The sequence below is a fragment of the Xanthomonas sp. 3498 genome, from assembly GCF_014199795.1.
Classification (GTDB): Bacteria; Pseudomonadota; Gammaproteobacteria; order Xanthomonadales; family Xanthomonadaceae; genus Xanthomonas_A; species Xanthomonas_A rydalmerensis.
This window is the reverse complement of sequence record NZ_JACHOH010000001.1, coordinates 1184843-1211259: the sequence shown is the minus strand read 5'-3', so window position 1 is coordinate 1211259 and position 26417 is coordinate 1184843. Positions and strand designations below refer to the sequence as shown.

Genomic DNA, 26417 nt, shown 5'->3' with positions numbered 1-26417 from the left:
TGTAGCAGCCCGGCGTCGAAAGGCGGGTGAAACCCGCCGTCCGCGAGTCCGGCAGTACGGTCAGCCTGCCAGTTGCTGCTTGACCAGCACCGACACCTGGCCCATGTCGGCCTTGCCGGCCAACATCGGCTTGAGCACGCCCATCAGCTTGCCCATGTCGGCCGGGCTGGCGGCGCCGGTCTGCGCGATGGCCGCCTGGATCGCGGCGACGATCTCGGCTTCGCCCATCTTGCTCGGCAGGTAGCGCTCGATCACCACGATCTCCTCGCGCTCCACCTTGGCCAGGTCGTCGCGGCCGGCGGCCTCGTACTGGCTCACCGAGTCCTTGCGCTGCTTGACCATCTTGTCCATCACCGCGATCACCGCGGCGTCGTCCATTTCCACGCGCTCGTCCACTTCCTTCTGCTTGATCGCGGCGTTGATCAGCCGGATCACGCCCAGGCTGTGCTTGTCGCCGGACTTCATCGCGGCCTTCATGTCGTCGGTGAGCTGCTGCTTGAGGGTCATGAGGGGCTCCACAGGGATAGAGAAAAGGGGAAGGGCATTCTAGGCAGGCGCGCTGGCGCAGGCCGTGTGGCCGAGGCGGCAGGCGGACGCCGAGGGAACAGGCGCGCGACCGGGATCCCGCGCAGGGCGGAGCGCCTGGTCAAAACCGCAGACGCACAAAAAGCCGGCGACGCTTGCGCGTGCCGGCTTCGTGGGCTTACCGTAGCGGATGCCGAAACCGGCACACCCGCTACCGCAGGCCGCGATCCTCAGTACAGACGCTGGCGCTTGGTGACGTCGCGCGAGGTGCGACGCAACTGGCGCTTCACCGCGGCAGCGGCCTTGCGCTTGCGTTCCTGGGTCGGCTTTTCGTAGAACTCGCGCTTGCGGGTTTCGGCCAGCACGCCGGCCTTTTCGCAGGTGCGCTTGAAGCGACGGAGCGCAAACTCGAAGGGCTCGTTCTCGCGGACTTTAACGCTGGGCATGGAATCTCCGGGACACAATGGTGACCGGGTCACGCCCGGCGAGCCGCACATTATAGCGACAGTTTTCGTGGCTGCAAGCACCCCGTTTGGCCTGCCGCCGATTCGGCCGCACAATGCAGCGTATGAACGTTCTCGGCATCGAATCCAGTTGCGACGAAACCGGCGTCGCCGTCTACGACACCAGCCGCTCCGGGGCGGCCGCGTTGCGCGCGCACGCACTGTATAGCCAGATCGCGCTGCACGCCGAGTACGGCGGGGTGGTGCCGGAGCTGGCCAGCCGCGACCACGTGCGCAAGCTGCTGCCGCTGATCCGCCAGACCCTGGCCGAGGCCGGCCTGCAGGTGCGCGACCTGGACGGGGTGGCCTACACCGCCGGCCCGGGCCTGGTCGGCGCGCTGCTGGTCGGCGCCGGCGTGGCCCGCGCCCTGGCCTGGGCGCTGGAGGTGCCGGCGATCGGCGTGCACCACATGGAAGGCCACCTGCTGGCGCCGCTGATGGAGGATCCGGACCCGGTGCACGGGGTGCCGGCGCCGCCGTTCGTGGCGCTGCTGGTGTCCGGCGGCCACACCCAGTTGATCGCGGTGGAGGCCATCGGCCGCTACCGCCTGCTCGGCGAGACCCTGGACGATGCGGCCGGCGAGGCCTTCGACAAGACCGCCAAGCTGATGGGGCTGCCGTATCCAGGCGGCCCGCAACTGGCGGCGCTGGCCACCCAGGGCACCCCGGGACGGTTCCGCTTCGCCCGGCCGATGACCGACCGGCCCGGCCTGGACTTCAGCTTTTCCGGGCTCAAGACCCAGGTGCTGCTGGCCTGGCGCGACAGCGACCAGTCCGAGGCGGTGCGCGCCGACATCGCCCGCGGTTTCGAGGATGCGGTGGTGGACACGCTGGCGATCAAGTGCGAGCGCGCGCTGGAGGCGGCCGGCAGCGACACCATCGTGGTGGCCGGCGGCGTCGGCGCCAATCTGCGCCTGCGCGCCAAGCTGCAGGCGATGGCGCAGGCGCGCGGCGGCCGCGCCTGCTTCCCGCGCCCGGCGCTGTGCACCGACAACGGCGCGATGATCGCCTTCGCCGGCGCCCTGCGCCTGCAGGCCGGGCTGCACGACGCCGCATCCGCGGTGCAGGTGACGCCGCGCTGGGACATGGCGACGTTGCCGCCGCTTGCGGCGGCGGCGCGGGATTCGGGAGTGGGGATTGGGGATTCGTAAAGCGGCTCACGCGCCGCTTTTGCCGTTGCTCTTACCATTCCCCAATCTCGAATCCCGAATCCCCGCCCCCAATGGATAAAGTCTTCATCGAAGGTCTGGAAATCGACGCGCTGATCGGCATCTACGATTGGGAGCGGCGGATCCGGCAGACGCTGCGCTTCGATCTGGAAATGGGCTTCGACAACCGCAAGCCCGCGGCCAGCGACGACATCGCCGATACGCTCAACTACAAGGCGGTGAGCAAGCGCCTGGTGCAACTGGTCGAGCAGTCCGGCTACGGCCTGGTCGAGACCCTGGCCGAGCGTTGCGCGGCGGCGGTGCTGGACGAGTTCGACGTGCAGTGGCTGCGGCTGAAGCTGAGCAAGCCGGGCGCGGTGCGCGGGGCACAGGCGGTGGGGGTCATCATCGAGCGCAGCCGCGCATGAGGGTGCAGGCGTTGCCGCCGTTCGCCAGCGCCGCGCCGACGGCGGCGCCCGGCGCGAACTTCTTCGCCCACCTGCAGCACACGCTGGCGCCGTACCCCTGGGCCTACGACGCGATGGTGATCGCGGCGCTGCTGCTGGCGGCGTGGCTGGCCAACTGGGTGACCAAGCGCATCCTGCTGCGCGGGCTGCGGCGGGCGCTGCGCGCCACCGTGCTCAGCGACAAGGAAGTGAAGCTGAGCGTGATCCCGCGTCTGGCCAACGTGATCCCGGCATTGGTGCTGTCGCTGGGCATCGGCGCGGTGCCGCACCTGCCGGCGGTGATGGTCAGCGTGGTGCGCAACGTCTGCGCCGCCTTCATCGTGCTGACCGTGGCGCTGGCGGTGTCGCGCATGCTGGATCTGCTCAACCACGTCTACGAGCGGCGCCCGGATGCGCACAACAAGCCGATCAAGGGCTACATGCAGTTGCTCAAGATCGTGCTCGGCGTGGTCGCGGCGGTACTGATGGTGTCGGTGCTGGTGGACAAGTCGCCGGTGATCCTGCTGTCGGGCGTGGGCGCGATGATGGCGGTGCTGATCCTGGTGTTCCAGGACACCCTGCTGTCGCTGGTGGCCAGCGTCACCATCAGTTCCAACGACATGGTCCGTGTCGGTGACTGGATCGAGATGCCGCAGCAGAACGCCGACGGCGACGTGATCGATATCGCGCTGCATACGGTCAAGGTCCAGAACTGGGACAAGACCATCACCACCATCCCGACCAAGAAGCTGATCAGCGACTCGTTCAAGAACTGGCGCGGGATGAGCGAGTCCGGTGGGCGCCGGATCAAGCGCGCGCTGTACCTGGACCAGCACAGCGTGCGCTTCCTCGACGCCGCCGAGATCGAGCAGATGCGGCAGTTGACCGTGCTGCGCGAGTACATCGACCGCAAGCGCGACGAGATCGGCGCCTGGAACGGGGCGCTGGCCGAGCGTGGGGTGGCGCCGATCAACGGCCGCCGGATCACCAACCTCGGCACCTTCCGCGCCTACGTCGAGCACTACCTGCGCGCCAGCCCGCACGTGCGCCAGGACATGACCCTGCTGGTGCGGCAACTGGAGCCCGGCGCCAACGGCCTGCCGCTGGAGCTGTACTGCTTCGCCAACGACACCCGCTGGGCGATGTACGAGCAGATCCAGGCGGACCTGTTCGATCACCTGCTGGCGATCCTGCCCAACTTCGACCTGCGCGTGTTCCAGGCCTCCAGCGACGCCATGTTCATGGACAGCGCACGCATCCGCCGCGCCCCGGACGCCGTGCCGCCGCCGTCCGCTTGACGGCCGTCACGTCTGCGGGCATGTTGCGGGACAACATGCCGGCGCTTCTCGCCGCCGGCCCGCAGCAACAAGGGGCGCGATGGACTGGAGCAAGTACCGCACGGCCACCTTCGACGAGCTGATCCAGTCCGGTGGGCGGCCACGTCCGGCTGCGCGCCGGGTCATCGAGTACCTGTCCAGCCTCAGTGGACGCGAATTGTCCGAGCGCCAGCTCGCCGCCGACGTCGCCGCGCGGGTCATGGGCATCACCTTCACCGTCTACTCCGACGGCCGCAACGTCGACCGCACGCTGCCGTTCGACCTGATCCCGCGGGTGATCCCGCTGCACGAATGGCAGCGCACCGAGGCCGGGCTGAAGCAGCGCATGCGCGCGCTCAACCTGTTCATCGGCGACATCTACGGCGCCCAGCGCATCGTCAAGGACAAGGTGTTCCCGGCGATGCTGCTGGAGCACTCGGTGAACTTCCGCCCGCAGTGCGTGGGCATCACGCCGGCGCTGGGGGTGTGGGCGCACGTGTGCGGCTCGGACCTGGTGCGCGACGCCGACGGCACCCTGTACGCGCTGGAGGACAACCTGCGCATCCCCAGCGGCGTGTCGTACATGCTCGAGAACCGCATGGTCGCCAAGCGGGTGTTCCCGGAACTGTTCGAGACCAGCGCGATCCTGCCGGTGGACGACTACCCGGCGCAGCTGTACGACACCCTGGCGGCGCTGTCGCCGCGTCCGGGCGACCAGCCGGTGATCGCGCTGCTGACTCCGGGCATCTTCAACAGCGCCTATTTCGAACACGCCTACCTGGCGCAGGCGATGGGCATCGAGCTGGTCGAGGGCGACGACCTGTTCGTGGCCGACGACGATTGCACCTACATGCGCACCGTGTACGGGCCGCGCCGGGTCGACGTGATCTACCGCCGGGTCGACGACCTGTTCCTGGATCCGGAGGCGTTCCGCGCCGACTCGGTGCTGGGCGTGGCCGGGCTGATCCGCAGCTGGCGCGCCGGCAAGGTGGCGCTGGCCAATGCGCCGGGCGCCGGCGTGGCCGACGACAAGGTGGTGTTCGCCTATGTGCCGAAGATGATCCGCTACTACCTGGACGAGGAGCCGATCCTGCCCAACGTGCCCAGCTACCTGTGCCATGACGACAAGGACCGCCAGTACGTGCTCGAGCATCTGGACGAGCTGGTGGTGAAGCCGGCCAACGAGTCCGGCGGCTACGGCATGCTGATCGGCCCGCGCTCGACCACGCGCCAGCGCGAGCAGTTCCGCAAGCTGATCCTGGCCGACCCGCGCAACTACATGGCGCAGCCGACCCTGGGCCTGTCCACCGCGCCGATCGTGACCGACGCCGGGCCGGCGCCGCGGCACCTGGACCTGCGCCCGTTCATCCTGTCCCGCGACGACGTCTACGTCACCACCGGCGGGCTGACCCGGGTGGCGATGGAGGAGGGCTCGCTGGTGGTCAATTCCTCGCAGGGCGGCGGCGCCAAGGACACCTGGGTGGTGGACCTGGACGAGGAACTGGACTGATGCTCTCGCGCGTTGCCGACAACCTCTACTGGTTCAGCCGCTACGTGCGCCGCGCCGAGACCACCGCGCGGCTGGTCGGCGTGGGCAGCCTGCTGCAGCTGGACCTGCCGCGCTCGGTGCGCTTCGCCTGGCGGCCGATGATCGACACGGTCGGCGCCGGCGAGATCTTCGCGCTGTGGTTCCCCAACGCCGGCGATGACGTCGGCGACGCCGACGTGGTGCGCTTCCTGCTGCTGGACGAACGCAATCCGTCCTCGCTGCGCACCTCGGTGCAGCACGCGCGCGAACTGCTGCGCGGCATCCGCGACACCCTGCCGCAGGAGATCTGGGAGGCGGTCAACGACCTGCATCTGTACATCGACGCCAACGGCGAGCGCAGCGTCGGCCGCCGTTACCGCATGGAGTTCCTGGGCCACGTCACCGACGCCTGCCTGAAGGTGTCCGGGCTGCTGACCGCCAACGTCAGCCGCGACATCGGCTTCCAGTTCCTGCGCCTGGGCACGGCGATCGAGCAGGCCGACATGACCACGCGCATCATCGATGCCGGCGCCTCGGGCCTGATCACCCCGCGCAAGGCGGACGACCGCGAGGCCTACCAGGCGATGCAGTGGATGAGCGTGCTGCGCGCGCAGGCCGCCTACCAGATGTACCGCCGGCACGTGCGGCAGCGCGTCACCGGCGAGCAGGCGCTGCGTTTCCTGCTGCAGAACAACGACTTCCCGCGCAGCGTGCAGTTCTGCCTGGTCCGCGCCCAGCACATCCTGCCGACCATGCCGCCGCGGCCGCCGGTGGAGCGCGCGCTGATGCGCATCAGCGGGCTGGTGCGCAATGCCGACCCCGCCTACCTGGCGCAGCACAACCCGGCCGGGTTCATGGACGAGATCCAGACCCACCTCGGCCACCTGCACAACGCCATCGCCGAGGCTTACTTCAGCTCCTGAGGCGCCCGGGGGGCGCCGCCGGGCCTGAGGCCGGCGGCCCGGCGTGGCCCTTGCCAGCCGGGGCCTTTCTATGCCTAGCCCACCATCGCCTTCCCTAGGCGGTGCACGTGCGTAGGCGTATGGTACGCGGCGGCCGCGCCGGACCCGGCCGGTAGACAGTTTTATGAATAGGCGATTCCTGTGCCGGAACTTGCCCCATCGACTGGCCGCAGAGCTAGAATTGGCGGCTATGTAAACGTTTTCTCAAAGGACCCCATGGCTTCGGATCGTATCGAATCGCTCATCGCCCGCATGACCGTCGAGGAGAAGGTCGGCCAACTCGGCGTTTTCGCCGACATGGTGCGCCCGTTCGCCCCCGACGTGAATCCGGAAGCCAATGTCCGCAATGCCGACGAGGTGCTGCAGCAGGTGCGGTCCGGTCTGGTCGGCTCGCTGTTCAATGGCGGCGGCGCCGAGTCCGGCCGCATGATCCAGCGCGCAGCGCTGGAGAGCCGTATGGGCATTCCCGTGATCCTGGCCGCGGACGTGATCCACGGCATGCGCACGGTGTTCCCGATCCCGCTGGGCGAGTCCGCCAGCTTCGAGCCGGACCTGGCCGAGCGCACCGCGCGCGCCACCGCGATCGAGGCCACCGCCGCCGGCATCCATTGGACCTACGCGCCGGCGGTGGATATCGCCCGCGACCAGCGTTGGGGGCGCGGTGCCGAGGGCGCCGGCGAGGACGTGGTGCTGGGCTGCGCCTTTGCCGCCGCACGGGTGCGCGGCTTCCACGGGCCGGACCTGCGCGCCGACGATGCGCTGCTGGCCACGCCCAAGCACTTCGCGGCCTACGGCGCGGTCGCCGCCGGCATGGAATACGCCAGCGTCGACATCTCCCCGCAGACCCTGCGCGACGTGCACCTGCCGCCGTTCAAGGCCGCCTTCGAGGCTGGCGCGCTGAGCGTGATGACCTCCTTCAACGACATCAACGGCGTGCCGGCCAGCGCCAACCACGAACTGCTGACCGAGATCCTGCGCGGCGAATGGAAGTTCCGCGGGGTGGTGGTCTCGGACTACACCGCCGACATGGAGCTGATCGCGCACGGCTATGCCGCCGACGAGCGCGACGCGACCAAGAAGGCGTTCCTGGCCGGCATGGACATGAGCATGCAGAGCGGCTTCTACGCCGCGCACCTGCCATCGCTGGTCGAGGATGGCGAGGTGCCGATGGCGCTGCTGGATGCGTCGGTGCGCCGCGTGCTGGAACTGAAGGAGGCGATCGGCCTGCTCGACGATCCGTACCGCTCGCTGGATCCGGCGCGCGAGGCCGACCAGTCGCATATCGCCGCGCACGATGCGCTGGCGCGCGAGGCGGCACGGCGCTCGATCGTGCTGCTGAAGAACGACGGCCCGGTGCTGCCGCTGCGCAAGCAGGGGCAGAAGATCGCGCTGATCGGCCCGTTCGTGCAGGACCGCGACAACATCGAGGGCTGCTGGACCCTGTTCGGCGACAAGAGCCGCTACGTGACCCTGGAAGCCGGCGTGCGCGCCGCGCTGGACGACGCGCAGGCGTTGACCGTGGTGCCCGGCTGCGCGCTGGAAGCGCCGCTGGACGGCGGCATCGAGGCGGCCGTTGCCGCCGCGCGCGCCGCCGACGTGGTGGTGCTGGCCCTGGGCGAGCCGCAGCGCTACAGCGGCGAGGCGCAGTCGCGCACGCAGATCGTGCTGCCGCCGGCGCAGCAGGCGCTGGCCGAGGCGGTCGCCGCCACCGGCACGCCGCTGGTGGTGCTGCTGCGCAACGGCCGCGCGCTGGCGCTGCAGGGCGCGGTGCGCGACGCCGCGGCGATCGCGGTGACCTGGTACCTGGGCACGCAGACCGGCCCGGCGGTGGCCGACGTGCTGTTCGGCGACTACAACCCGTCCGCGCGCCTGCCGGTGAGTTTCCCGCTCGACGCCGGGCAGCAGCCGTACTTCTACAACCACCCGCGCACCGGCCGGCCGGAACTGCCGACGATGAGCGAGTTCAAGTCGCGCTGGCGCGAGGTGCCGAACGCGCCGCTGTATCCGTTCGGCCATGGCATCGGCTATACGCAGTTCGCCTACGGCGCGCCGCAGCTCGACCGCACCCAGGTCGGCTGGGACGATACCCTGACCGTGACCACCCGCATCGACAACGTCGGCGAGCGCGAGGGCGAGGAAGTGGTGCAGCTGTACATCCACGATCGCGTCGCCAGCCGGGTGCGCCCGGTGCGCGAGTTGAAGGCGTTCCGCAAGGTGCGGCTGGCGGCAGGCGAGGGCATGGAGGTCAGCTTCACTCTCGACCGCCACGCGCTGGCCTTCACCGGCCGCGACGGGCAGTGCGCGGCCGAGCCGGGCCTGTTCGACCTGTGGGTGTGCGCGTCGGCGGCCAGCGGCGAGCCGGTCGCGTTCGAGCTGCTGCCGCAGGCCTGAGCGCCGCGGCGCGGGAGTGCGGCAAGTCCTGCCGCCGCCGCGTCGATGGACGTGAATACGCGACGTGTCTACCGGACCCGTCGCCGTGACGTGACCGCGGCCACGCCCTGGCCGCGGCATGCTTGCCGTGCACGCGGCGTCTGCTAGGTTCGGGATTCGACCCCAACCGATAGGTGCACGTCATGCAACGTACTCCCCTGGGTTTGGCTTGCGCGCTGGCCATGGGCCTGGCGATCTCGGCGGCACACGCCGCACCCGCCGACAAAGCGGCCGAGCGGCGCGGCGACTGGCCGTTCTCGGCGACACCGGTCGCTACTTTCAACGAACCGTGGGCGATGAGCTTCCTGCCCGACGGCACCGCCTTGGTCAGCGAGAAGGGCGGCACGCTCAAGCGCATCGACCCGGCCAGCGGCCACACTGGCACGATCAGCGGCGTCCCGGCGGTGGCCTATGGCGGCCAGGGCGGCCTGGGCGATGTGCTGCCGCATCCGGGCTTCGCCAAGAACGGCTGGGTCTACCTGAGCTACGCCGAACCCGGCAGCGGCGACACCCGCGGCGCGGCGGTGATGCGCGCCAAGCTGACGTTGGACACCAGCGGCGGCGGCACCCTGTCGCAGCAGCAGGTGATCTGGCGGCAGCAGCCCAAGGTGTCCGGCAACGGCCACTTCGGCCACCGGCTGGCGTTCGGCCCCGACGGCAAGCTGTGGATCAGCTCCAGCGAGCGGCAGAAGTTCGATCCGGCGCAGGACATGAGCGGCAACCTGGGCAAGATCGTGCGCCTCAACGACGACGGCAGCGTGCCGGCCGACAACCCGTTCGCCAACCGCGGCGGCGTCGCCGCGCAGGTCTGGTCGCTCGGCCACCGCAATGTGCTCGGCCTGGCCTTCGACGCCAATGGCCGGTTGTGGGAGCACGAAATGGGTCCGGCTGGCGGCGACGAACTCAATCTGATCCAGCGCGGCGCCAACTACGGCTACCCGCTCGTGTCCAATGGCGACCATTACGACGGCCGCCCGATCCCCGATCACAGCACGCGCCCGGAATTCGCCGCGCCCAAGGTGAGTTGGACGCCGGTGATCTCGCCGGCCGGCTTCGTCATCTACAACGGCAGCCGCTTCCCGCAATGGCGCGGCAACGGCTTCATCGGCGGGCTGTCCTCGCAGTCGCTGGTCCGGATCGAGTTCAACGGCGAGACCGCACGCGAGGCGGCGCGCTACGACATGGGCCAGCGCATCCGCGAAGTGGAGCAGGGGCCGGATGGTGCGCTGTGGCTGCTCGAGGATGGCGCTGGTGGACGCTTGCTGAAGTTGCAGCCGCTGGAGAGTTGAGACGCACGCGCCAGGCAGCGGCGGTTGCGTCGCTGCCTGGCGAGCAGCATTTGTGCGCGTTGACGATGGTGCGATCCCATGCGGTGTGGGTGGGCGTGCAACGTCACCCAGAAAGCAACACGGTTGTTCGATCTCTCGCAGGCAATGGTGCGGCCGACGGCCCTCTGTTCCGGCAGTCATTTACGAGAGACCGGGTGCGCGAGTGCAACAAAAACGCGACGCCCAAAAACGCGACGCCCATGCGTCGTAGGAGCGGCTTTAGCCGCGGCAGGTTTTCTCGGGAAGGCCTGTCGCGGCTAAAGCCGCTCCTGCAAGTTCTGATAATTGCGCGCCTGTGTTAGAGGCCGCCCGCCTTTTTTTGCGGACCACGTGCTCCGCGCCGCCGATGTGCTGACAAGCCGGAGCAACTCAAGCTAGGCCGCAATTCGTCGCCACATTCCCGGATGCAGGCATTGCATCCACGACAGCGTCGTAGGAGCGGCTTCAGCCGCGACGGTCTGATGGTCGATGCCACCTGCCGGTCGCAGCTGAAGCCGCTCCTACGCTGTTTTTCCTGCGGTCATCGGATAACGCGGAAAGCCGGCGTCATTCTCCGTTGCCAGCGCGCTCCCAGGCGCGCCGCACCGCGTGGCGGGCCTTGCTCCAGCTCAGCGTCTGCGAGCCCTTGTTCTGGTCCCAGTCGCGGTGCAGTTCCGCTTCCACCTGTTCGTAGGCGCGGTTGAAGTCGCGGATGCGCGCCTCGTGGCCGGCGTGGTAGGCGGGCTCGTAGTCTTCGAATCGCTCGCCTTCGCTGTAGTAGGGCTCGTCGGCGAAGCGATCGCGCCAGTACTGCGAGATAGTGCTGCGATCCTCGTCGTTGGGCGCGCGGCCGGGAATCTGATACGGAACGCTCATCGTGGGTCTCCGTTGCTGTGAATGCGCTCCACGCTAGCCAGGCGGCCGTTAATCCGGTCCCTGCGCGGCGTGATCGCGATATGAAACATTCATGCCTTCTGGCAGGCTGCGCCGGCGCGCCCGGTGGCTTACGATCCGCCGCTACCTCCCTCTCTTCCGGCAAAGCCCATGGCCGCCAACGGCATCGCCTTGTTGACCCCGTACCTAGCCACGGCCGGGGTCGGCTGGCTGTATTACCGGCGCATCCGCCGCTACTTCGGCCGCCAGCCCTGGCAGCCGCGGCGCACCGGTGTGCGGCTTGGGTTCCTGCTGCTGGTCGCGGCCCTGCTGACCTGGCTGGCCGCGCACTTGCCCGCCGTGCGCCTGGGCATGGCGCTGGGCGCGGTGGGCGGCGCCGCGCTGGGCGCCTTCGCCCTGCACCACACCCGCATCGAGCTGCAGGACGGCGCGCGCTGTTACACGCCCAACCCGTGGATCGGCGCCGCGCTGAGCGTGCTGTTGCTCGGGCGCCTGGCCTGGCGCTGGGCCAGCGGCGCGTTCTCCGGCGGCAGCGCGCAGACCCTGCAGAACGCCAGTCCGCTGACCATGAGCATCGCCGCGGCGCTGATCGCCTATGGGTTGGTCTACGCCGCCGGCCTGTTGGTGCGCATGCGGTCGCTACCGCCGGTCTGATGAGGGGCGCGCCCACCGATGACGACGCGATGGCAGTCTTCTCGCGGCGTTTAGGTCTCGCAGACCATCCAGCGCAACGACCTGTGCAGCATCGAGGTCTCGCGCAATGTACCCAGCCGCCGGTGTGGCCTCAGTGCGCGGCAGCCGCCGCTTCGTAGGGCAGTGCCGTGGTGCCGGCCGCCTGCAGCGGCGCATCGGCGGCATCCAACTGTTCCGGCTCGCCTTCGATCACCACGAGGATGCGCCCGGCTTCGATCTCCTCTTCGAAGTTGCGCCGTACCGGGTCCGGCACGGTGGACCCGACCAGGGCCGAGGACCAACTGCCGACCAGGGCGCCGGCGATCGCCATGACCCCGGCGCCGGCCAAGGTGATGCCCAGCGGGGGCACCGCGATCGCCGCCAACCCGGCCAGCAGCCCGGCTGCACCGCCGCCGAGGGCGCCGCGCGCGGCCGCCGGCACGGTGTCGGTCTTGCCTTCCTTGCGGTCATCGGGGATGGCTTCCAGCTCGATGTCGCCGCGGGCGACCAGCGACAGGTCGTCGTTGTCGAGGCCGGCGCCGCGCGCGGCCTGCAGCGCACGGGTGGCGGTGGGCAGATCCGGAGCGCTGTAGACGCGGCGTCGTTTCATGGCGGTCGGCTCTTGCTGGCGGGCATCCAGCGTCCGGGCGCCGCGGTTATCCGCGCGTGACCTGCACGCAAGGCGGCGTGAAGGCGTTCACGCCGCGTCCTTGCGCGGGAATCGATAGAACAGCGCACCGACCAGCAGCGCCACGCCCGCGGCGGCCAGGTTCTGCCAACTGGCGCTGAGCAGCAGCGCCAACGCCAGCAACAGCGCCGCCAGCGGAATCAACGGCCCGCCCGGCAGGCGCAGCGCACCGGGCCGGTCACCATAGCGCCGCGCCAGCACCAGCACCGCCGCGGCGGTGCCGATGTAGGCGAACAGGCGGGTCACCATCGACAGCAGCGCCAACTGCACGAACGACCCGGACAGGGCCAGCGCCAGCGACAGCACGCCCTGCAGCAGGATCGCCGCGGCCGGCGTGCGAAAGCGCGGATGCACCCGCGCCAGGAACGCCGGGCCGTAGCCGTCCTTGGCCAGCGCGAACAGGAAGCGCGGTCCCAGCATCACCGTATTGCTGGTGGTGCCGAGGATGGAGATGGTGGCGCCCACGGTGAGGATCAGCGCCAGCGCCTCGCCGCCGAAGCCGCTGGCGGCATCGGCCAGCGGCGTCGCCGACTGCGCCACGTTGGGCAGCGTGCCCTGCGCCACCACCTGCACCGCGGCATAGATCAGGGTGACGGTGACGATCATGGTGATCAGTGCGAACGGCACGTCGCGGCGCGGATTGCGGTACTCGCCGGCGGCGGCCGGGATGTTCTCGAACCCGGCGTAGGCGAACAGCAGCAACAAGGCTGCCTCGCCCAGATTGCCGACATCGCGCGGGTCCGGGGTCTTGCCCGAGAACGCCCACGACCAGTCCACGTAGAACACGCCGATCGCCACGAACAGCAGCAGCGGCACCAGCTTACCGATCACCAGCGCCACGCCGGTGCGCGCGGCCGACTTCACCCCGATCACGTTGATCGCGGTGAGCAGACCGAGCGAGCCGACCACGATGGCCAGGCGTGCGCCGCCACTGGCCGCGGCCGGCCAGAAGCGCACCACCGCATCGGCCAGGCCGTTGCTCAGCGCGGCCGCCGAACTGATCCGGGTCAGCCAGATCATCCAGCCGATCTCGAAGCCGGCGAAACGGCCGAATGCCTCGCGCGCATACAGATAGCTGCCGCCGGGTTCGTCGAAGTAGCTGGCGGCCTGCGCGTAGCACAGCACCAACAGCGCCACCGCCACGCCGGCCAGCAGCACCGCCCACAGGCTCAGCGGCCCGAGCAGGGCAGCGGTGGCCGCCGGCAGCAGGTAGATGCCGCTGCCGATCACGTCGTTGATCGACAACCCGACGATCTGCCAACGGCTGACCGCACGCACCAGCCCGGGCGCGGGCGCCTGGCTCACGGTGCCGGCTCCACGGCCGGCAGCGCCCAGTCGGCCTGCAGGCGTTGGTAGGCACTGCGCGGCAGCAGCACGAACAGCGGCGCGGCGGACGGCTGCAGCCACGCCAGCAGCCGCTGCATGTCGGCCGGCTGCATCGCGGTGCAGCCGGCGGTGGGGGCGCCCGGGGCGCGCCACAGGTGGGCGAAGATGCAGCTGCCGGCGCCGGGCGTGGCCTGCGCGTTGTGCTGGATCACGAAGCCTTCGCGATAACGCTGGTCGCCGTCGTGTTGGAGGTCCAGGCGCATGGGTTCGGTGGACCCGGCGACCGCGGCGCTGCCGACGTCCTTGGCATCGACGATGCGGTTGTACAGCGGCGAGTCCGGCACATCGATGCAGTAGTTGCTCTGCTGCATCGCTTGGTAGGGCATGGCGCTGTCGATACGCGGCGCGTAGCCGAAGGCCTCGCCGATGGTGAACACCCCGGCCGGGCTGCGGCCGTCGCCTTCGCGCTTCTGCGGACCATCCGCTTGTGCCGGATGCAGGCCCAGGCCCCAGGCGCTGCCGTGGCGGCCGAGGCTCACGTCGAAGGCCTGCCCGTGCGCGTGCCACCCGTGCGCGTCTCGCTCGAATGCCTGCAGCCGCCCCTGCGGGCTGTCCCAGTCCGGCGCCAGTACCAGGATCAGTTGCTGCGCGCGCTGCAACGCGGGCACGGCGCCGTTATCGGCGGCCACGCCCGGCGCGGCGATCAGGAGGCACAGCAGGGCCAGGCCGATGCGCCAGGCGCGGTGGCGGCCGGCGTGCAGTGGCGTGGCAGGGGACCGATGGCGCAGGGGCATGGGCATCTCCGGTGGCAGCATGGGCGGGTGGGCGCGCCATGGGTGAACGGTAGCGCAGTTACGAGGCGGATGGCGCGCGCTGGTGCCGCTCGCTTGCCGGCAATTCGGCCGATGTAGTGGATGGCGGGTGGTGTATGTGCAGGTGAAGTGTGGGCAGTGGTAGCGGTGTTGTGTCGTGGGTGCCCATGCCGCACCAGGGCAAGCTGATCCATGCCGTTGCCGTTGCCGTTGCCGTTGCTCCTGCTTTTGCTGTTGCTGTTGCTCTGGCTTTTGACTTGCCGGGTTCCCTTCCGAAGCGGCGAACCAGGCGGGAAAAACCCGAAGGGCGGCGCACATGGACGTGCGCCGTCCGCGGCAGGGGCAGGATGCCCCTTCCGCGGATCCCGTCTGGTTCGCGGACCCGGAGCGCGCAGCACGGAGGGCGCGTAGGCAGGGCGCGCTTTCTTTTGGTTACCTTTTCTTTGCGCGAGCAAAGAAAAGTAACTCGCCCGAAAGGGCGAAAGCCTTTGCTGTTGCTTCAAGCTTGAGTCGGATGAGAAAGACTGTAGGAGCGGCTTTAGCCGCGACCGACGTGATCGATAATCCCTGGCGCCGCTCAAGTCGCTCCTGCAATCCAGCTGCGGCAGCAGCAAGAGCAAGAGCAAGAGCAAAGCTTTCGCCTGGCGGCGAGTTACTTTTCTTTGCTTGTGCAAAGAAAAGTAACCAAAAGAAAGCACACCCTGCCTCGCGCCCTCCGCGCTAACGCGCTCCGGGTCCGCGTCCATCCCGGGGATCCGCGGAAGGGGCATCCTGCCCCTGCCGCGGACGGCGCACGTCCTTGTGCGCCGCCCCTTCGAGGTTTTTCCCCGGGATGGCCGCCGCTTCGGAAGGGGGACCCGGTAAGTCAAAAGCCAGAACAACAGCAACATCAACAGCAGAAGCAACGGCAACGTCAACAGCCGAAGCGATACCTGCGACAGCACCAATAACAACGCCAGCGCGCCGGCCTCACGGCTCGCCCGATGGCACGCGAACCGCCAGCGGCCGCGAGACGGAGTCGCGCGTGACCAGGCGGTGCGGCACCACGTGATTGACCCTGAGGCGCTCCGCGCCAGCGGCCTGCCGGATCTCCCGCAGCAGCAGGTCGATCGCCGTGTCGGTCATGTCCGCCACCGGTTGATGGATGGTGGTCAGCTCCGGCCACACCATCGTCGCCGCCGACGTATCGTCGAACCCCACCACCGACAGATCCTCGGGTACCTTCAGGCGGCGACGGTGCGCCACCGACACCACGGCCGAGGCCATGTCGTCGTTGCTCGCGAAAATCGCGCTCGGGCGCGCCTGCAAGGCCAACAACCGTTCGGCCGCCTCCAGGCCGGCGCGATAGGTGAAGTCGCCCGGCTGCACCAGCGCGGCGTCGTAGCCGATGCCGGCATCGGCCAGGGCATCCCGGTAGCCCTGCCAGCGGTGCGCACTGGCGGTCTGGTTCGGGTCGCCGGTGATGTAGCCGATGCGGGTATGCCCGTGCGCGATCAGGTGCGACACCAGGTCATGGCTGGCGCGGCGGTCGTCGATGCGCACGCAGGAAATCCTGTCGCTGAACCGGCCGGACGCGATGGAGACGACGGGAATCCCGGCGTCGGCGAACACGGCGACGATGGCCTTCGATTCGCACAACGGTGCCGGGAGAAGCACGCCCGCCACGCTGGTGCAGAGCGTGTGCGCGGCGGCGCGGCGTGCACGCGGACCCAACCCATCCCAGGTGGCGATCACCAACTGCGCCGCCGCGCGGGTGGATCCGCGCAGCGCGCCGACCAGCAGTTCGCGCAGATAGCTGGAACTGGGATTGGTGTAGATCAACGCGATGCAGGTGTGCTGCGCCGCGGCGAGGGCGCTGGCGGCCGGGTTGGGCCGGTAATCCAGGGCGCGCACGCTGCGCATCACCCGCTCGCGCGTGCTCTCGCGTACGCCGGCATGGCCATGGGTGACGCGCGAGACGGTCATCGGCGAGACGCCCGCATGCGCCGCGACGTCGTCGATGGTGATGGCGCTCCCTCTTCGACGCGTCGTTTTGGAGGTGCTCTTCAAGGAATGCGGTCCTTTGTTGCGACGCATGATGACAAGCGATATCCCAGGTGCGTAGTCTGCGCTCGACGCGATGATAGCGCTATCAATCAGCGGCAGTCGGGCTCGGGGGGAGCCTTTATCGCGCGTCGTCTGGCAATCCTGAAACGGAGTTTTGAGTCGCAGCGAACGCACAGCGCGCTGCGATGTTCGGCGTGGAAGACGGGCATCGCCCGTGCGTGCCTCTTGGGGGAGGGGCGATACATCCATCGATCGCATGTCAGAGGGGAGAGTCATGAGCGCTTCTATGTTCCGTCGTAGCCCAGACCTGGGGGCTCGTCCATGAGCCGCACGCTGGCGAAGTTCAAATCCAGGGCCATGTTCACCTTCGTCGGTGGCGTCCTGGTCATCAATCCCGCATTCGCGCAGGACGCGTCGACGCCGGCACCGGCGGCAGAGCAACAGGCGCAGAGCAGCCCGACGCAGCTGGACACCGTGCAGGTCACCGGCCTGCGCAACAGCCTCAGCCAGGCGATGGACATCAAGCGCGATTCCGCGGGTGTGGTGGATGCCATCAGTGCCGAGGACATCGGCAAGTTCCCCGACACCAACCTGGCCGAGTCGCTGCAGCGCATCACCGGCATCTCCATCGAGCGACGCGACGGCGAAGGCGCACAGGTCACCGCGCGCGGCTTCGGCCCGCAGTTCAACATGGTGACGCTCAACGGGCGGCAGATGCCTGGCGCCGATGCGTTCGGCGCTGCCGGGCAGGTCGCCATTGGCGGTGTCGACGGCGGCACCCGCGCCTTCAACTTCGCCCAGCTCGCCGCCGAAGCGATCAATGGCATCGAGGTCTACAAGACCAGCCAGGCCAACATGCCCAGCGGCGGCATCGGTGCCACCATCAACATCCTGACTGCGCGCCCGTTCGACCACCAGGGCATCGTCGCCAGCGCCGGCGCCAAGGCGGTCTCCGACCGCAGCCAGCCGTTCGACGACGACCTGACGCCCGAACTGTCCGGCATCTTCAGCTACAGCAACCCGGACAAGACCTTCGGCGTCGGCGTGAGCGCGAGCTACCAGAAGCGCAAGGGCGGCTCGGTGCAGGCCACGGAGAACTATTGGAACGTGCAGCCGTGGACCGGCTCAATGCCCGGCAACCCGACCGTGGTCAACGCGCCGCAGGCCGGTGCGCTGTACGCACGACCGAACGACTTGCGCTATGCGTTCTCCGAGTTCGAGCGCGAGCGCGTCAACGGCCAGGCGGTGCTGCAGTTCGCGCCCACCGACAGCCTGACCTTGACCCTGGACTACACCTATTCGACCAACGAGATCACCGAGAATCGTGGCGAGCAGGGCATGTGGCTGCAGAACAGCAACTACACCGATGTGACGTTCGATACCAGCGGCGCGGTGGCCGTGCCGACCTACATCCGCGAAATCGCCGGCACCAAGGATTTCGGCCTCGAGCAGCAGCGCAGCATGCAGAAGTACAAGCTGGGTTCGCTCGGTCTGAACGCGGTGTGGAACGTGACCGACCGGCTCAAGCTCAGCTTCGACGCGCACGACTCGAAGAACGAAAGCCGCCCGAACGATCCGCTGACCGGTGGCGGCTCCATCTTCATGAGCATCGCCGGCACCAACAACTGCACCTCCGGTCCGCAATGCGGCGGGTCCTGGGTGCAGGAGCTGAACTTCAACAACGGCCTGCCGATCGGCACACAGGTCTGGTATCCGAGCGACGCCGACGCCGCGGCCAGGACCAACGGCGTGGTCAACCCGGGCTTCGTGCCGGGCGAGATCGGTACGCAGGTGCTGCGGGTCAACTCGCAGAGCCAGATCAGCCAGATCAAGCAGGCCCGCGTGGATGGCGAGTGGAGCTTCGACCAGGGCCGCTTCCAGTTCGGCGTGGACAGCAACAAGTCGACCACCCATCGCATCCAGGCCGCCGAGGCGTATTCCACCCTGGGCGACTGGGGCGTGGCCAATGTCGACCGGGATACCGCCGGCGGCCTGATGAACCTGATGCAGCCGGTCAACATCATCGGCCTGTTCCATGACTACGGCGGCAGCAGTTGGCCGGCATGGCGGGGCGATGCGGGCCGGCTCGCGGAATGGGCGGCCAGCCAGTACGGCGTCGGCCTGGGCGTGAGCCCGCAGCGCGCCGCCGACAACTTCGTGGAAGAGAAGACCCGCTCGGCCTATTTCCAGGTCGAGCTGGATGGCGAGCTGGCCGGCATGCGCACCAATACCCGGCTGGGCGTGCGCTACGAAACCACCGACGTGGTGTCGACCTCCGTCATCGCCACGCCCGAAGCGATCGAGTGGCAGTCCAACAACGACTTCCGCGTGGTGCTGTCCAACGAGCAGCAACCGTTCAGCGAAAAGACCAGCTACAGCTACATCCTGCCCAACCTCGATTTCAGCATCGATCTCAGCGAGACGCTGAAGGGGCGCGTCTCGTTCGGCAAGAGCATCGCGCGTGCGCCGATCGGCAACCTCTATGCCGGTCCCGGGGCACAGCAGCCATTCGGTTCGGTGCTGATCGATCCGTCCTCGCGGGCCAGCGGCACCGCACAGAACCCGTCGTTGAAGCCGCTGGAATCCGACAACCTCGACCTGGCGCTGGAGTGGTACTTCGCCGACGCGAGCTATCTGTCGGTGACGTACTGGAACAAGTCGGTCAACAATTTCGTCGGCAATACCGTGGTGCAGGAGACGCTGTACGGCCTGCGCGATCCGACCTCCGGTCCGGACGCGAGGACCGCCCTGGGGTTCCTCACCAGCGGTGCCTGCCTTGCCCAGGTCGGCCCGGCCAATGCGGCGGCCTGCTCGGCCAACGATACGTCGTTGTTCACTGCGCTGGCCTTGCTGCGCAACAACCCGGCCGGCCTGGCCGCCTACAACGGCACCGGCGCGCAGGTGCTGGCGACCGAAGCGGCCTACGATCTCTACGGCGAGGCCGACGATCCGTTGTACGAGTTCAACGTCAACCGCCCGATCAACCAGAACCAGGCCAAGCTGCATGGCTGGGAACTCGGCGGGCAGTACTTCCTCGGCGACACCGGGTTCGGCATCCTCGCCAACTACACCATCGTCAAAGGTGACGTCGGCTACGACAATGCCGGCGACCCCAGCATCGACCAGTTCGCGCTCACCGGCCTGAGCGACACCGCCAATGCGGTGCTGATGTACGAAAAGTACGGCTGGTCGGTGCGCCTGGCCTGGAACTGGCGCGACCAGTACCTGATCCTGGCCAACCAGGGCACCAGCCGCAATCCGTACTATGTGGAACCGTACGAACAGTGGGACCTCAGCGTGAACTACACGTTGAACGACAACTGGTCGTTCGGGCTGGAGGCGATCAACCTGACCGGCGAGGACGTGCGCTGGCGCTCGCGCACCTCGCAGATGATCGTCAAGCTGGCCGACCAGAGTCCGCGTTACATGCTGGGCGTTCGCTACAAGTTCTGAGGAAGGCGGAGAGGATCTCTTCGCATGTCGTCACGGGCGCCGCCGCGGTTGCGGCGGTGTCCCGTGCCAGGCTCCACCGGGAGTGCGCACCACCATGCCGCGTTACGAAATGCTCAACAACATCGCCCACCGCGACCTGCGCGTGGCCACCGACTTCGGCCCCGAGTTCGGCGATGCGGTGGGCATGCTGCCGGCCTACCCGAGCGAGTTCGCCGAGTTGCAGCGCGAGTATCCGATCTTCCTGCGCAAGGATCCGGCGACCGGCGCGTGGCAGTCCGTGGCGTTGCTGGGGTTCGAGCAGCACGAGAACCTGTTCCTGCACGAGCGGCGCTGGACGGCGTCCTATCTGCCCGGGGCGGCGGCCAAGGGGCCGTTCCTCATCGGGTTCCAGGAGCAGCGGATCGATGGCGTGCTCAGCCAGGAAGCGGTCCTGCACGTGGACATGGAGCATCCGCGGGTGACCGCGATGCAGGGCGAGCCGGTGTTCCTGCCGCAGGGCGGCAACACGCCCTATCTCGACCACATCGCCGGGGTGCTGCGCGGCATCCATGAGGGCCATGCGTTCGGCGCGGACATGTTCGCCGCGCTCGATGCACAGGGGTTGATCCAGCCCGTCGCGCTCGACGTGCAACTCGATGCGCAGCATCGGGTCGGCGTCAACGGCCTGCATGCGATCGACCGCGAACGCCTGGCCGGGCTGGACGGTCCTGCGCTGGCCGCGCTCAACCGCGCCGGCTATCTGGAGGGCGCGTACCTGATGCTGGCTTCGCTGCACAACATGCGCCGCCTGATCGCCGAGAAACAGCGACGCCTGCGCCTGCAGGATGCCGCCGTCACCGCAGGTAGGAACTGAGCGGTGCCGGACGGCGCGGCCATGCGGACACTGGAGGGCGTGCAGCCCACGGCCCTGCCATTGCAGGCGCTGGTGGCGGCCGGGGAGCCGGTGGTCTTGCGCGGCATCGCGCGCGACTGGGGCTTGGTCCAGGCCGGCTTGCGCTCCACGCAGGACGCATTGGCCTACCTGCGCGGTTTCGATGCGGGCGTGCCGGTTCCGTACTCCTTCGGCGAACCCGGGATCGAGGGGCGCCCGTTCTACAACGCGGACTTCACCCAGTTGAATTTCGAGGTCCGGCGCGGACCGCTGACGCAGGTGCTGGATGCGATCGCCGCCACCCTCGAGGACCTGCGGCCGCCCACCTACTATGTCGCATCGCTGCCGATCGAGCGGGCGCTGCCGGGGTTCGCGCAGGTCAACGACGCCGGCCTGGCCGGGCAGGGCATCGATGCGCCGGCCAGCATCTGGATCGGCAACCGCGTCACCGCCTCCTGCCATTTCGACACGCCGGACAACCTCGCCTGCTGTGCCGTGGGCCGACGCCGCGTCACCCTGTTTCCGCCCGAGCAGATCGACAACCTGTATCCGGGACCGCTGGAACCGACGCCGGGCGGCCAGGTGGTCAGCGTGGTGGATGTCGATCGCCCCGACTTCGCGCGTTATCCGCGTTTCCGCGATGCCCTCGCCAGCGCGCAGCACGTCGAGCTGGAGCCGGGCGATGCGCTGTTCATCCCGAGCATGTGGTGGCACCACGTGCGCAGCCTGGCGCCGTTCAACGTGCTGGTGAACTACTGGTGGCGCAGCGCGCCGGCCTTTCTGCCCTCGCCGCTGACGGCGCTGCAGCACGCGATGTGGGCGCTGCGCGATCTGCCGGCACGCGAGAAGCAGGCCTGGGCGAAGCTCTTCGACTACTACGTGTTCGGTCCCGGCGAACGTGCAGGCCAGCATCTGCCCGAGGCCGCCCGGGGCGAGCTGGCCCCGTTCGACGAGGCACGGGCGCGCCGCACGCGCGCGCAGTTGCTGGCACGGCTCAATCGCTGATGGGAGCATCGACTTGACTCTCGCCACCACCATGGACGGGCGCATCCGCAAGGTCGTCATCGCCGGCGGCGGCACCGCTGGCTGGCTGGCCGGCTGCGCGCTGGCCCACCAGTTTCGCGATCGCCTGGACATCACCCTGGTGGAGTCCGAGCAGATCGGCACGGTGGGCGTCGGCGAGTCGACCGTGCCGCCGATCCGCACCTTCCACCGCTTCCTGCAGATCGACGAGCAGGAGTTCCTGCGTGCCGTGGCCGGCACGTTCAAGCTGTCGATCTCGTTCGAGCATTGGCGCCGCCCCGGCGATCGCTTCATCCATCCGTTCGGCACCATCGGACAGGGCACCTGGGCCACGCCGTTCCATCATTTCTGGCTGGACAGCCTGCGCCGGGGTATGCCGTCGGACCTTGGCGATTTCTGCCTGGAAAGCATCGCCTCGCGCGGCGACAAGTTCGCGCTGGACACCCAGCCGCAGGTCAGTTACGCCTACCACTTCGACGCCGCGCTCTACGCGAAATTCCTGCGCAAGAAGGCCGAAGCGCATGGCCTGCGCCGGATCGAAGGACAGATCCGCGAGGTGCGGCAACATGCGCATGACGGCTCCGTCGCGTCGTTGCTGCTGGAAGACGGGCAGATCATCGAGGGCGACCTGTTCATCGACTGCACCGGGTTCCGTGGCCTGCTGACCGAGCAGACCCTGCACACCGGCTACGAGGACTGGCACGACTGGTTGCCCAGCGATCGCGCCGTCGCGGTGCAGACCGAGGCGGTCGCGCCGCCGGTGCCGTATACCCGTGCCATCGCGCACGAGGCCGGGTGGCGCTGGCATATCGCCCTGCAGCACCGGGTCGGCTGCGGGCTGGTGTTCTCCAGTCGCCACATGTCCGACGACGAGGCGCACGCCAAGCTGCTGCGCGACGTCGACGGCCCGCCGCTGCGGGATCCGTGGCTGGTGCCGTTCCGCAGCGGGCGCAGGTTGCAGGCATGGAACAGGAACGTGGTGGCGCTGGGCCTGGCCAGCGGCTTCATCGAGCCGCTGGAATCGACCAGCATCCACCTGACCATCAGCGCCGTGGTGCGCCTGATCCAGCTGTTTCCAAGCGAGGGCATCAGCCCAGCGCTGGTGGAGCTGTACAACACGGTCAGTCGCCAGGAGATGGAGCACGTGCGCGACTTCATCATCCTGCACTACCACGCCACCCAGCGCGACGAGCCGATGTGGAAAGCCTGCCGTGAGATGGCACTGCCCGAGTCGCTCGCGCTCCGGCTGCGCGCCTGGCGCGAACGGGCGCATGCCTGGCAGGACCCCGGCGAACTGTTCCGCGTGGATTCGTGGACCAGCGTATTGCTGGGACAGGGCATCCAGCCGGGACCGCCGCACCCGCTGGCTGCCGCCATCGACGACGCGGACCTGCGCACGCTGTTGCTGCGGATCCGCCAGCCGCTGCAGCAGGCGAGTGCCGCGATGCCGTCGCAGGCGGAGTTCATCGAACGCTATTGCAAGGCGGCGCCCGACGTCTGGCAACGGAGCGTTTCCCTGGCGTAGCAGCACATTGCTGTCGCTCAAAAATGATAGCGCTAACTATAAGGCGGTACGAAGTGGAAGAGAGGGAGTTGGTGGCCGGAATCGATGCGGGGACGCAGAGCCTGAAGGTCGTGGTCTACGACCCGGTCGGGCGCAGCGTCGTGGCCAGCAGCAATGCGCCGCTGGATCTGCATTCCGCCGCCGATGGCAGCCGTGAACAGCGGCCGGCCGACTGGGTCGCGGCCCTGCAGGCCTGCTTCCAGGCGATCGATCCTGCGCTGCGATCGCGCCTCGCCGCGCTGGCGGTCTCGGGCCAGCAGCACGGCTTCGTTCCGGTCGATGCGGCAGGCGAGGTGCTGGCACCGGCCAAGCTGTGGTGCGACACCAGCACCTCGGCCGAATGCGTGCAGATCATGGACGCGGTCGGCGGCGCGGCGCGCACCATCGCGCTGGCGGGCAACCCGATCCTCACCGGTTACACCGCCTCCAAGCTGCCCTGGACCAAGACGCACCGGCCCGAGGTCTATGCGCGGCTCGCCACCATTCTGCTGCCGCACGACTACCTCAACTTCGTGCTGACCGGCCAGCGCTTCTGCGAATACGGCGACGCATCGGGTACGGGCTGGCTGGACGTGCGCACACGCACGTGGTCGGCCGAACTGCTGCGTGCGACCGATCCGCAGCGCGATCTGGCGGACTGCCTGCCGCGCTTCGCCGCGCCGGATGCGGTGTTCGACATCGACCCGGCGGCCGCCCGCCTGCTCGGCGTGCCGACGACGCTGAAGGTCGCCGTCGGTGGCGGCGACAACATGATGGCGGCGATCGGCACCGGCTGCGTCGTGCCCGGTCGCCTGGCGATGAGCCTGGGCACCTCCGGCACCTTGTTCGCCTATTCCGACACGCCGGTGGTCGACCCGGACGGCGCGTGGGCCGCGTTCTGCTCCTCCACCGGCGGCTGGCTGCCGCTGATCTGCACGATGAACTGCACCGTGGCGACGGAACAGGTCGCCGCCGCATTCGGCTTCAGCACCCGCGATGGCGATGCGCATCTGCACGCCACCGCGCCTGGCGCCGACGGCCTGGTGATGCTGCCGTTCCTCAATGGCGAGCGCACGCCGGACCTGCCGCTGGGCAAGGGCCTGCTGGCGGGTCTGGACACGACCAACATGACCCCGGCCCACCTCTATCGCGCGGCGATGGAAGGGGCGACCTACAGCCTGAAATACGGCTTCGACGCATTCGTGCGCGCGGGCATGCAGTTCGAGCGCATCGTGCTGACCGGCGGCGGCAGCAACAGCGGCGCATGGCGGCAACTGGTGGCCGATGTGTTCGGCCTGCCGGTGGACGTGCCCACGCAACCGGAAGGCGCGGCGTTCGGTGCGGCCCTGCAGGCGCTGTGGGCCATCGGCCTGGCGCGCGGCGATGCCGCGTCCATCGCCGACATCGCGCAGCGGCATGTGGCGGTGGATCCGCAGCGGTCCGCCCGCCCCGATCCGGCGCGCACCCAGGCCTATGCCGCGGCCTATGCGCGCTTCCTGCGCCATCTCAACGCCTGCATGCCGCTGTTCCGCGGCTGATTCCCTTTTCGCACTCCCTCCCACCACGACAGGAACCCGCACCATGCACACCCAGCCCTTTATCGGCGCCAAGGAATACTTCCCCGGCATCGGCCGCATCCCCTTCGAAGGTCGCGGTTCGGACAACCCGCTCGCCTTCAAGGTCTACGACGCGAACAAGCTCGTCGGCGGCAAGACCATGCAGGAACATCTGCGCTTTGCGGTGTGCTACTGGCACACCTTCTGCAACGCCGGGCAGGATCCGTTCGGCCCGGGCACGCGCCACTTCCCGTGGGAGGTGGGCGCGCCGATGGCCAGCGCCGAGGCGAAAGTGGATGCGGCGTTCGAATTCTTCACCAAGCTCGGCGTGCCGTACTGGTGCTTCCACGACATCGACCTGGCGCCGGACGCCGACGATGCCGCGCAGTACGAGAAGAACCTCAAGCACATGGTGGGCCTGGCCAAGGCGCGCCAGGACGCGACCGGGATGAAGCTGCTGTGGGGCACGGCCAATCTGTTCTCGCATCCGCGCTACATGAACGGTGCCGCGACCAATCCGGATTTCGCCGTGGTGGCGCGGGCCGCCGTGCAGGTGAAGGCGGCGCTGGAGGCGACGGTGGAACTGGGCGGCGAGCATTACGTGTTCTGGGGCGGCCGCGAAGGCTATGCCTCGCTGGCGAACACGCAGATGCAGCGCGAACTCGACCACTTCGCGCGCTTCCTCACCATGGCGCGCGACTACGGCCGCAGCATCGGCCTGAAGGGCAACTTCCTGATCGAGCCCAAGCCGATGGAGCCGATGAAGCACCAGTACGACTTCGACAGCGCGACGGTGACGGGTTTCCTGAAGCAGCATGGGCTGGACAAGGACTTCAAGCTCAACATCGAGGCCAACCACGCCACGCTGTCCGGCCACACCTTCGAACACGACCTGCAGGTCGCCTCCGACCACGGCCTGCTGGGCAGCATCGACGCCAACCGCGGCAATGCGCAGAACGGTTGGGATACCGACCAGTTCCCGACAGACCTGTACGACACCGTGGGCGCCATGCTGGTGGTGCTGCGCCAGGGCGGCCTGGAGGGCGGCCTGAACTTCGACGCCAAGGTGCGCCGCGAGTCCACCGAGCTCGAGGATCTGTTCATCGCCCACATCGGCGGCATGGATGCGTTCGCACGCGGGCTGGAAGTCGCCCATGCGTTGCTCAACGACTCGCCCTGGGAACAGTGGCGCCAGGAGCGCTATGCCAGCTTCGACAGTGGTGCCGGCAAGGAGTTCGCGGGCGGCGCGCTCGGCCTCGCCGAGTTGGCCGCATTGGGCGCGAAGGGTGGCGAGCTACGGCAGATCAGTGGCCGGCAGGAGCGCTACGAGAACCTGATCAACCAGTACCTGCTGCGCTGAGCGCGGCG

The 26417-nt window shown here is 68.6% G+C and carries 21 protein-coding genes; 14 read left to right on the top strand and 7 right to left on the bottom strand.

All coding sequences use genetic code 11. The features are described from left to right. Positions 1-60 precede the first annotated feature (60 nt). Entirely contained in the window at positions 61-507 is a 447-nt protein-coding gene (locus tag GGR66_RS04825) for a GatB/YqeY domain-containing protein (RefSeq protein WP_160968795.1), read from the bottom strand. Between the two features lie 248 nt (positions 508-755). Next, positions 756-971 (bottom strand): 30S ribosomal protein S21, encoded by a 216-nt coding sequence (gene rpsU / locus GGR66_RS04820; protein WP_003465342.1) that lies wholly within the window; start codon positions 969-971, stop codon positions 756-758. A gap of 122 nt (positions 972-1093) precedes the next feature. Between rpsU and tsaD the strand changes: the two genes are divergently transcribed. From tsaD to GGR66_RS04785, 7 genes are all read left to right on the top strand, one after another. Further along, the gene (gene tsaD / locus GGR66_RS04815; RefSeq protein ID WP_184447399.1) at positions 1094-2179 is read left to right on the top strand and encodes a tRNA (adenosine(37)-N6)-threonylcarbamoyltransferase complex transferase subunit TsaD; all 1086 of its coding nucleotides are present in this window, start codon (positions 1094-1096) and stop codon (positions 2177-2179) included. 71 nt (positions 2180-2250) lie between these two features. Beyond that, complete coding sequence (folB, locus tag GGR66_RS04810) at positions 2251-2604, top strand: dihydroneopterin aldolase (RefSeq protein WP_160968792.1); 354 nt, start codon at positions 2251-2253, stop codon at positions 2602-2604. Positions 2605-2717: 113 nt separating this feature from the next. After that, entirely contained in the window at positions 2718-3920 is a 1203-nt protein-coding gene (locus GGR66_RS04805; RefSeq protein ID WP_255421596.1) for a mechanosensitive ion channel domain-containing protein, read from the top strand. Between the two features lie 79 nt (positions 3921-3999). Next, positions 4000-5448 (top strand): circularly permuted type 2 ATP-grasp protein, encoded by a 1449-nt coding sequence (locus GGR66_RS04800; protein ID WP_184447397.1) that lies wholly within the window; start codon positions 4000-4002, stop codon positions 5446-5448. Continuing rightward, positions 5448-6389: an alpha-E domain-containing protein gene (locus GGR66_RS04795; RefSeq protein ID WP_160968786.1), complete on the top strand. Its 942-nt coding sequence runs from the start codon at positions 5448-5450 to the stop codon at positions 6387-6389. Before GGR66_RS04800 ends, GGR66_RS04795 begins: the two co-directional genes overlap by 1 nt. A 255-nt stretch (positions 6390-6644) precedes the next feature. Then, entirely contained in the window at positions 6645-8819 is a 2175-nt protein-coding gene (locus GGR66_RS04790) for a glycoside hydrolase family 3 N-terminal domain-containing protein (protein WP_184447396.1), read from the top strand. A 182-nt stretch (positions 8820-9001) separates the two neighbouring features. Further along, on the top strand, positions 9002-10147 hold the full coding sequence (locus tag GGR66_RS04785) for a PQQ-dependent sugar dehydrogenase (protein WP_184447395.1): 1146 nt from the start codon (positions 9002-9004) through the stop codon (positions 10145-10147). A gap of 585 nt (positions 10148-10732) precedes the next feature. Here the strand turns inward: GGR66_RS04785 and GGR66_RS04780 are convergent. Further along, a complete protein-coding gene (locus tag GGR66_RS04780) occupies positions 10733-11041 on the bottom strand; it encodes a hypothetical protein (RefSeq protein ID WP_184447394.1) in 309 nt (102 codons plus the stop codon). A gap of 168 nt (positions 11042-11209) precedes the next feature. Here GGR66_RS04780 and GGR66_RS04775 point away from each other — a divergent pair, with 168 nt between their 5' ends. After that, a complete protein-coding gene (locus tag GGR66_RS04775) occupies positions 11210-11713 on the top strand; it encodes a hypothetical protein (protein WP_184447393.1) in 504 nt (167 codons plus the stop codon). A 130-nt stretch (positions 11714-11843) separates the two neighbouring features. Here the strand turns inward: GGR66_RS04775 and GGR66_RS04770 are convergent, their stop codons facing one another. The 4 genes from GGR66_RS04770 to GGR66_RS04755 form a co-directional block, all read right to left on the bottom strand. Then, complete coding sequence (locus GGR66_RS04770; protein ID WP_184447392.1) at positions 11844-12341, bottom strand: hypothetical protein; 498 nt, start codon at positions 12339-12341, stop codon at positions 11844-11846. Positions 12342-12428: 87 nt separating this feature from the next. Further along, positions 12429-13724: an APC family permease gene (locus tag GGR66_RS04765; RefSeq protein WP_184447391.1), complete on the bottom strand. Its 1296-nt coding sequence runs from the start codon at positions 13722-13724 to the stop codon at positions 12429-12431. Continuing rightward, complete coding sequence (locus GGR66_RS04760) at positions 13721-14539, bottom strand: L,D-transpeptidase family protein (RefSeq protein WP_184447390.1); 819 nt, start codon at positions 14537-14539, stop codon at positions 13721-13723. Before GGR66_RS04760 ends, GGR66_RS04765 begins: the two co-directional genes overlap by 4 nt. A gap of 987 nt (positions 14540-15526) precedes the next feature. Then, positions 15527-16522: a LacI family DNA-binding transcriptional regulator gene (locus tag GGR66_RS04755; RefSeq protein WP_326520935.1), complete on the bottom strand. Its 996-nt coding sequence runs from the start codon at positions 16520-16522 to the stop codon at positions 15527-15529. Positions 16523-16924: 402 nt separating this feature from the next. On the opposite strand from GGR66_RS04755, the gene GGR66_RS04750 reads away from it, so the two are divergent. The 6 genes from GGR66_RS04750 to xylA all read left to right on the top strand — a co-directional run bounded on the left by GGR66_RS04750 (position 16925) and on the right by xylA (position 26409). Then, positions 16925-20056: a TonB-dependent receptor gene (locus GGR66_RS04750; RefSeq protein ID WP_184447389.1), complete on the top strand. Its 3132-nt coding sequence runs from the start codon at positions 16925-16927 to the stop codon at positions 20054-20056. Positions 20057-20150: 94 nt separating this feature from the next. Next, positions 20151-20909, top strand: a complete 759-nt coding sequence (locus GGR66_RS04745; RefSeq protein ID WP_184447388.1) for a SapC family protein — start codon at positions 20151-20153, stop codon at positions 20907-20909. Positions 20910-20930: 21 nt separating this feature from the next. Continuing rightward, a complete protein-coding gene (locus GGR66_RS04740; RefSeq protein ID WP_184447387.1) occupies positions 20931-21932 on the top strand; it encodes a cupin-like domain-containing protein in 1002 nt (333 codons plus the stop codon). 31 nt (positions 21933-21963) lie between these two features. Continuing rightward, complete coding sequence (locus tag GGR66_RS04735; protein WP_184447481.1) at positions 21964-23475, top strand: tryptophan halogenase family protein; 1512 nt, start codon at positions 21964-21966, stop codon at positions 23473-23475. Between the two features lie 23 nt (positions 23476-23498). Next, positions 23499-25031: a xylulokinase gene (xylB, locus tag GGR66_RS04730; RefSeq protein ID WP_184447386.1), complete on the top strand. Its 1533-nt coding sequence runs from the start codon at positions 23499-23501 to the stop codon at positions 25029-25031. Between the two features lie 43 nt (positions 25032-25074). After that, positions 25075-26409 (top strand): xylose isomerase, encoded by a 1335-nt coding sequence (gene xylA, locus GGR66_RS04725; RefSeq protein ID WP_184447385.1) that lies wholly within the window; start codon positions 25075-25077, stop codon positions 26407-26409. Positions 26410-26417: the final 8 nt, after the last annotated feature.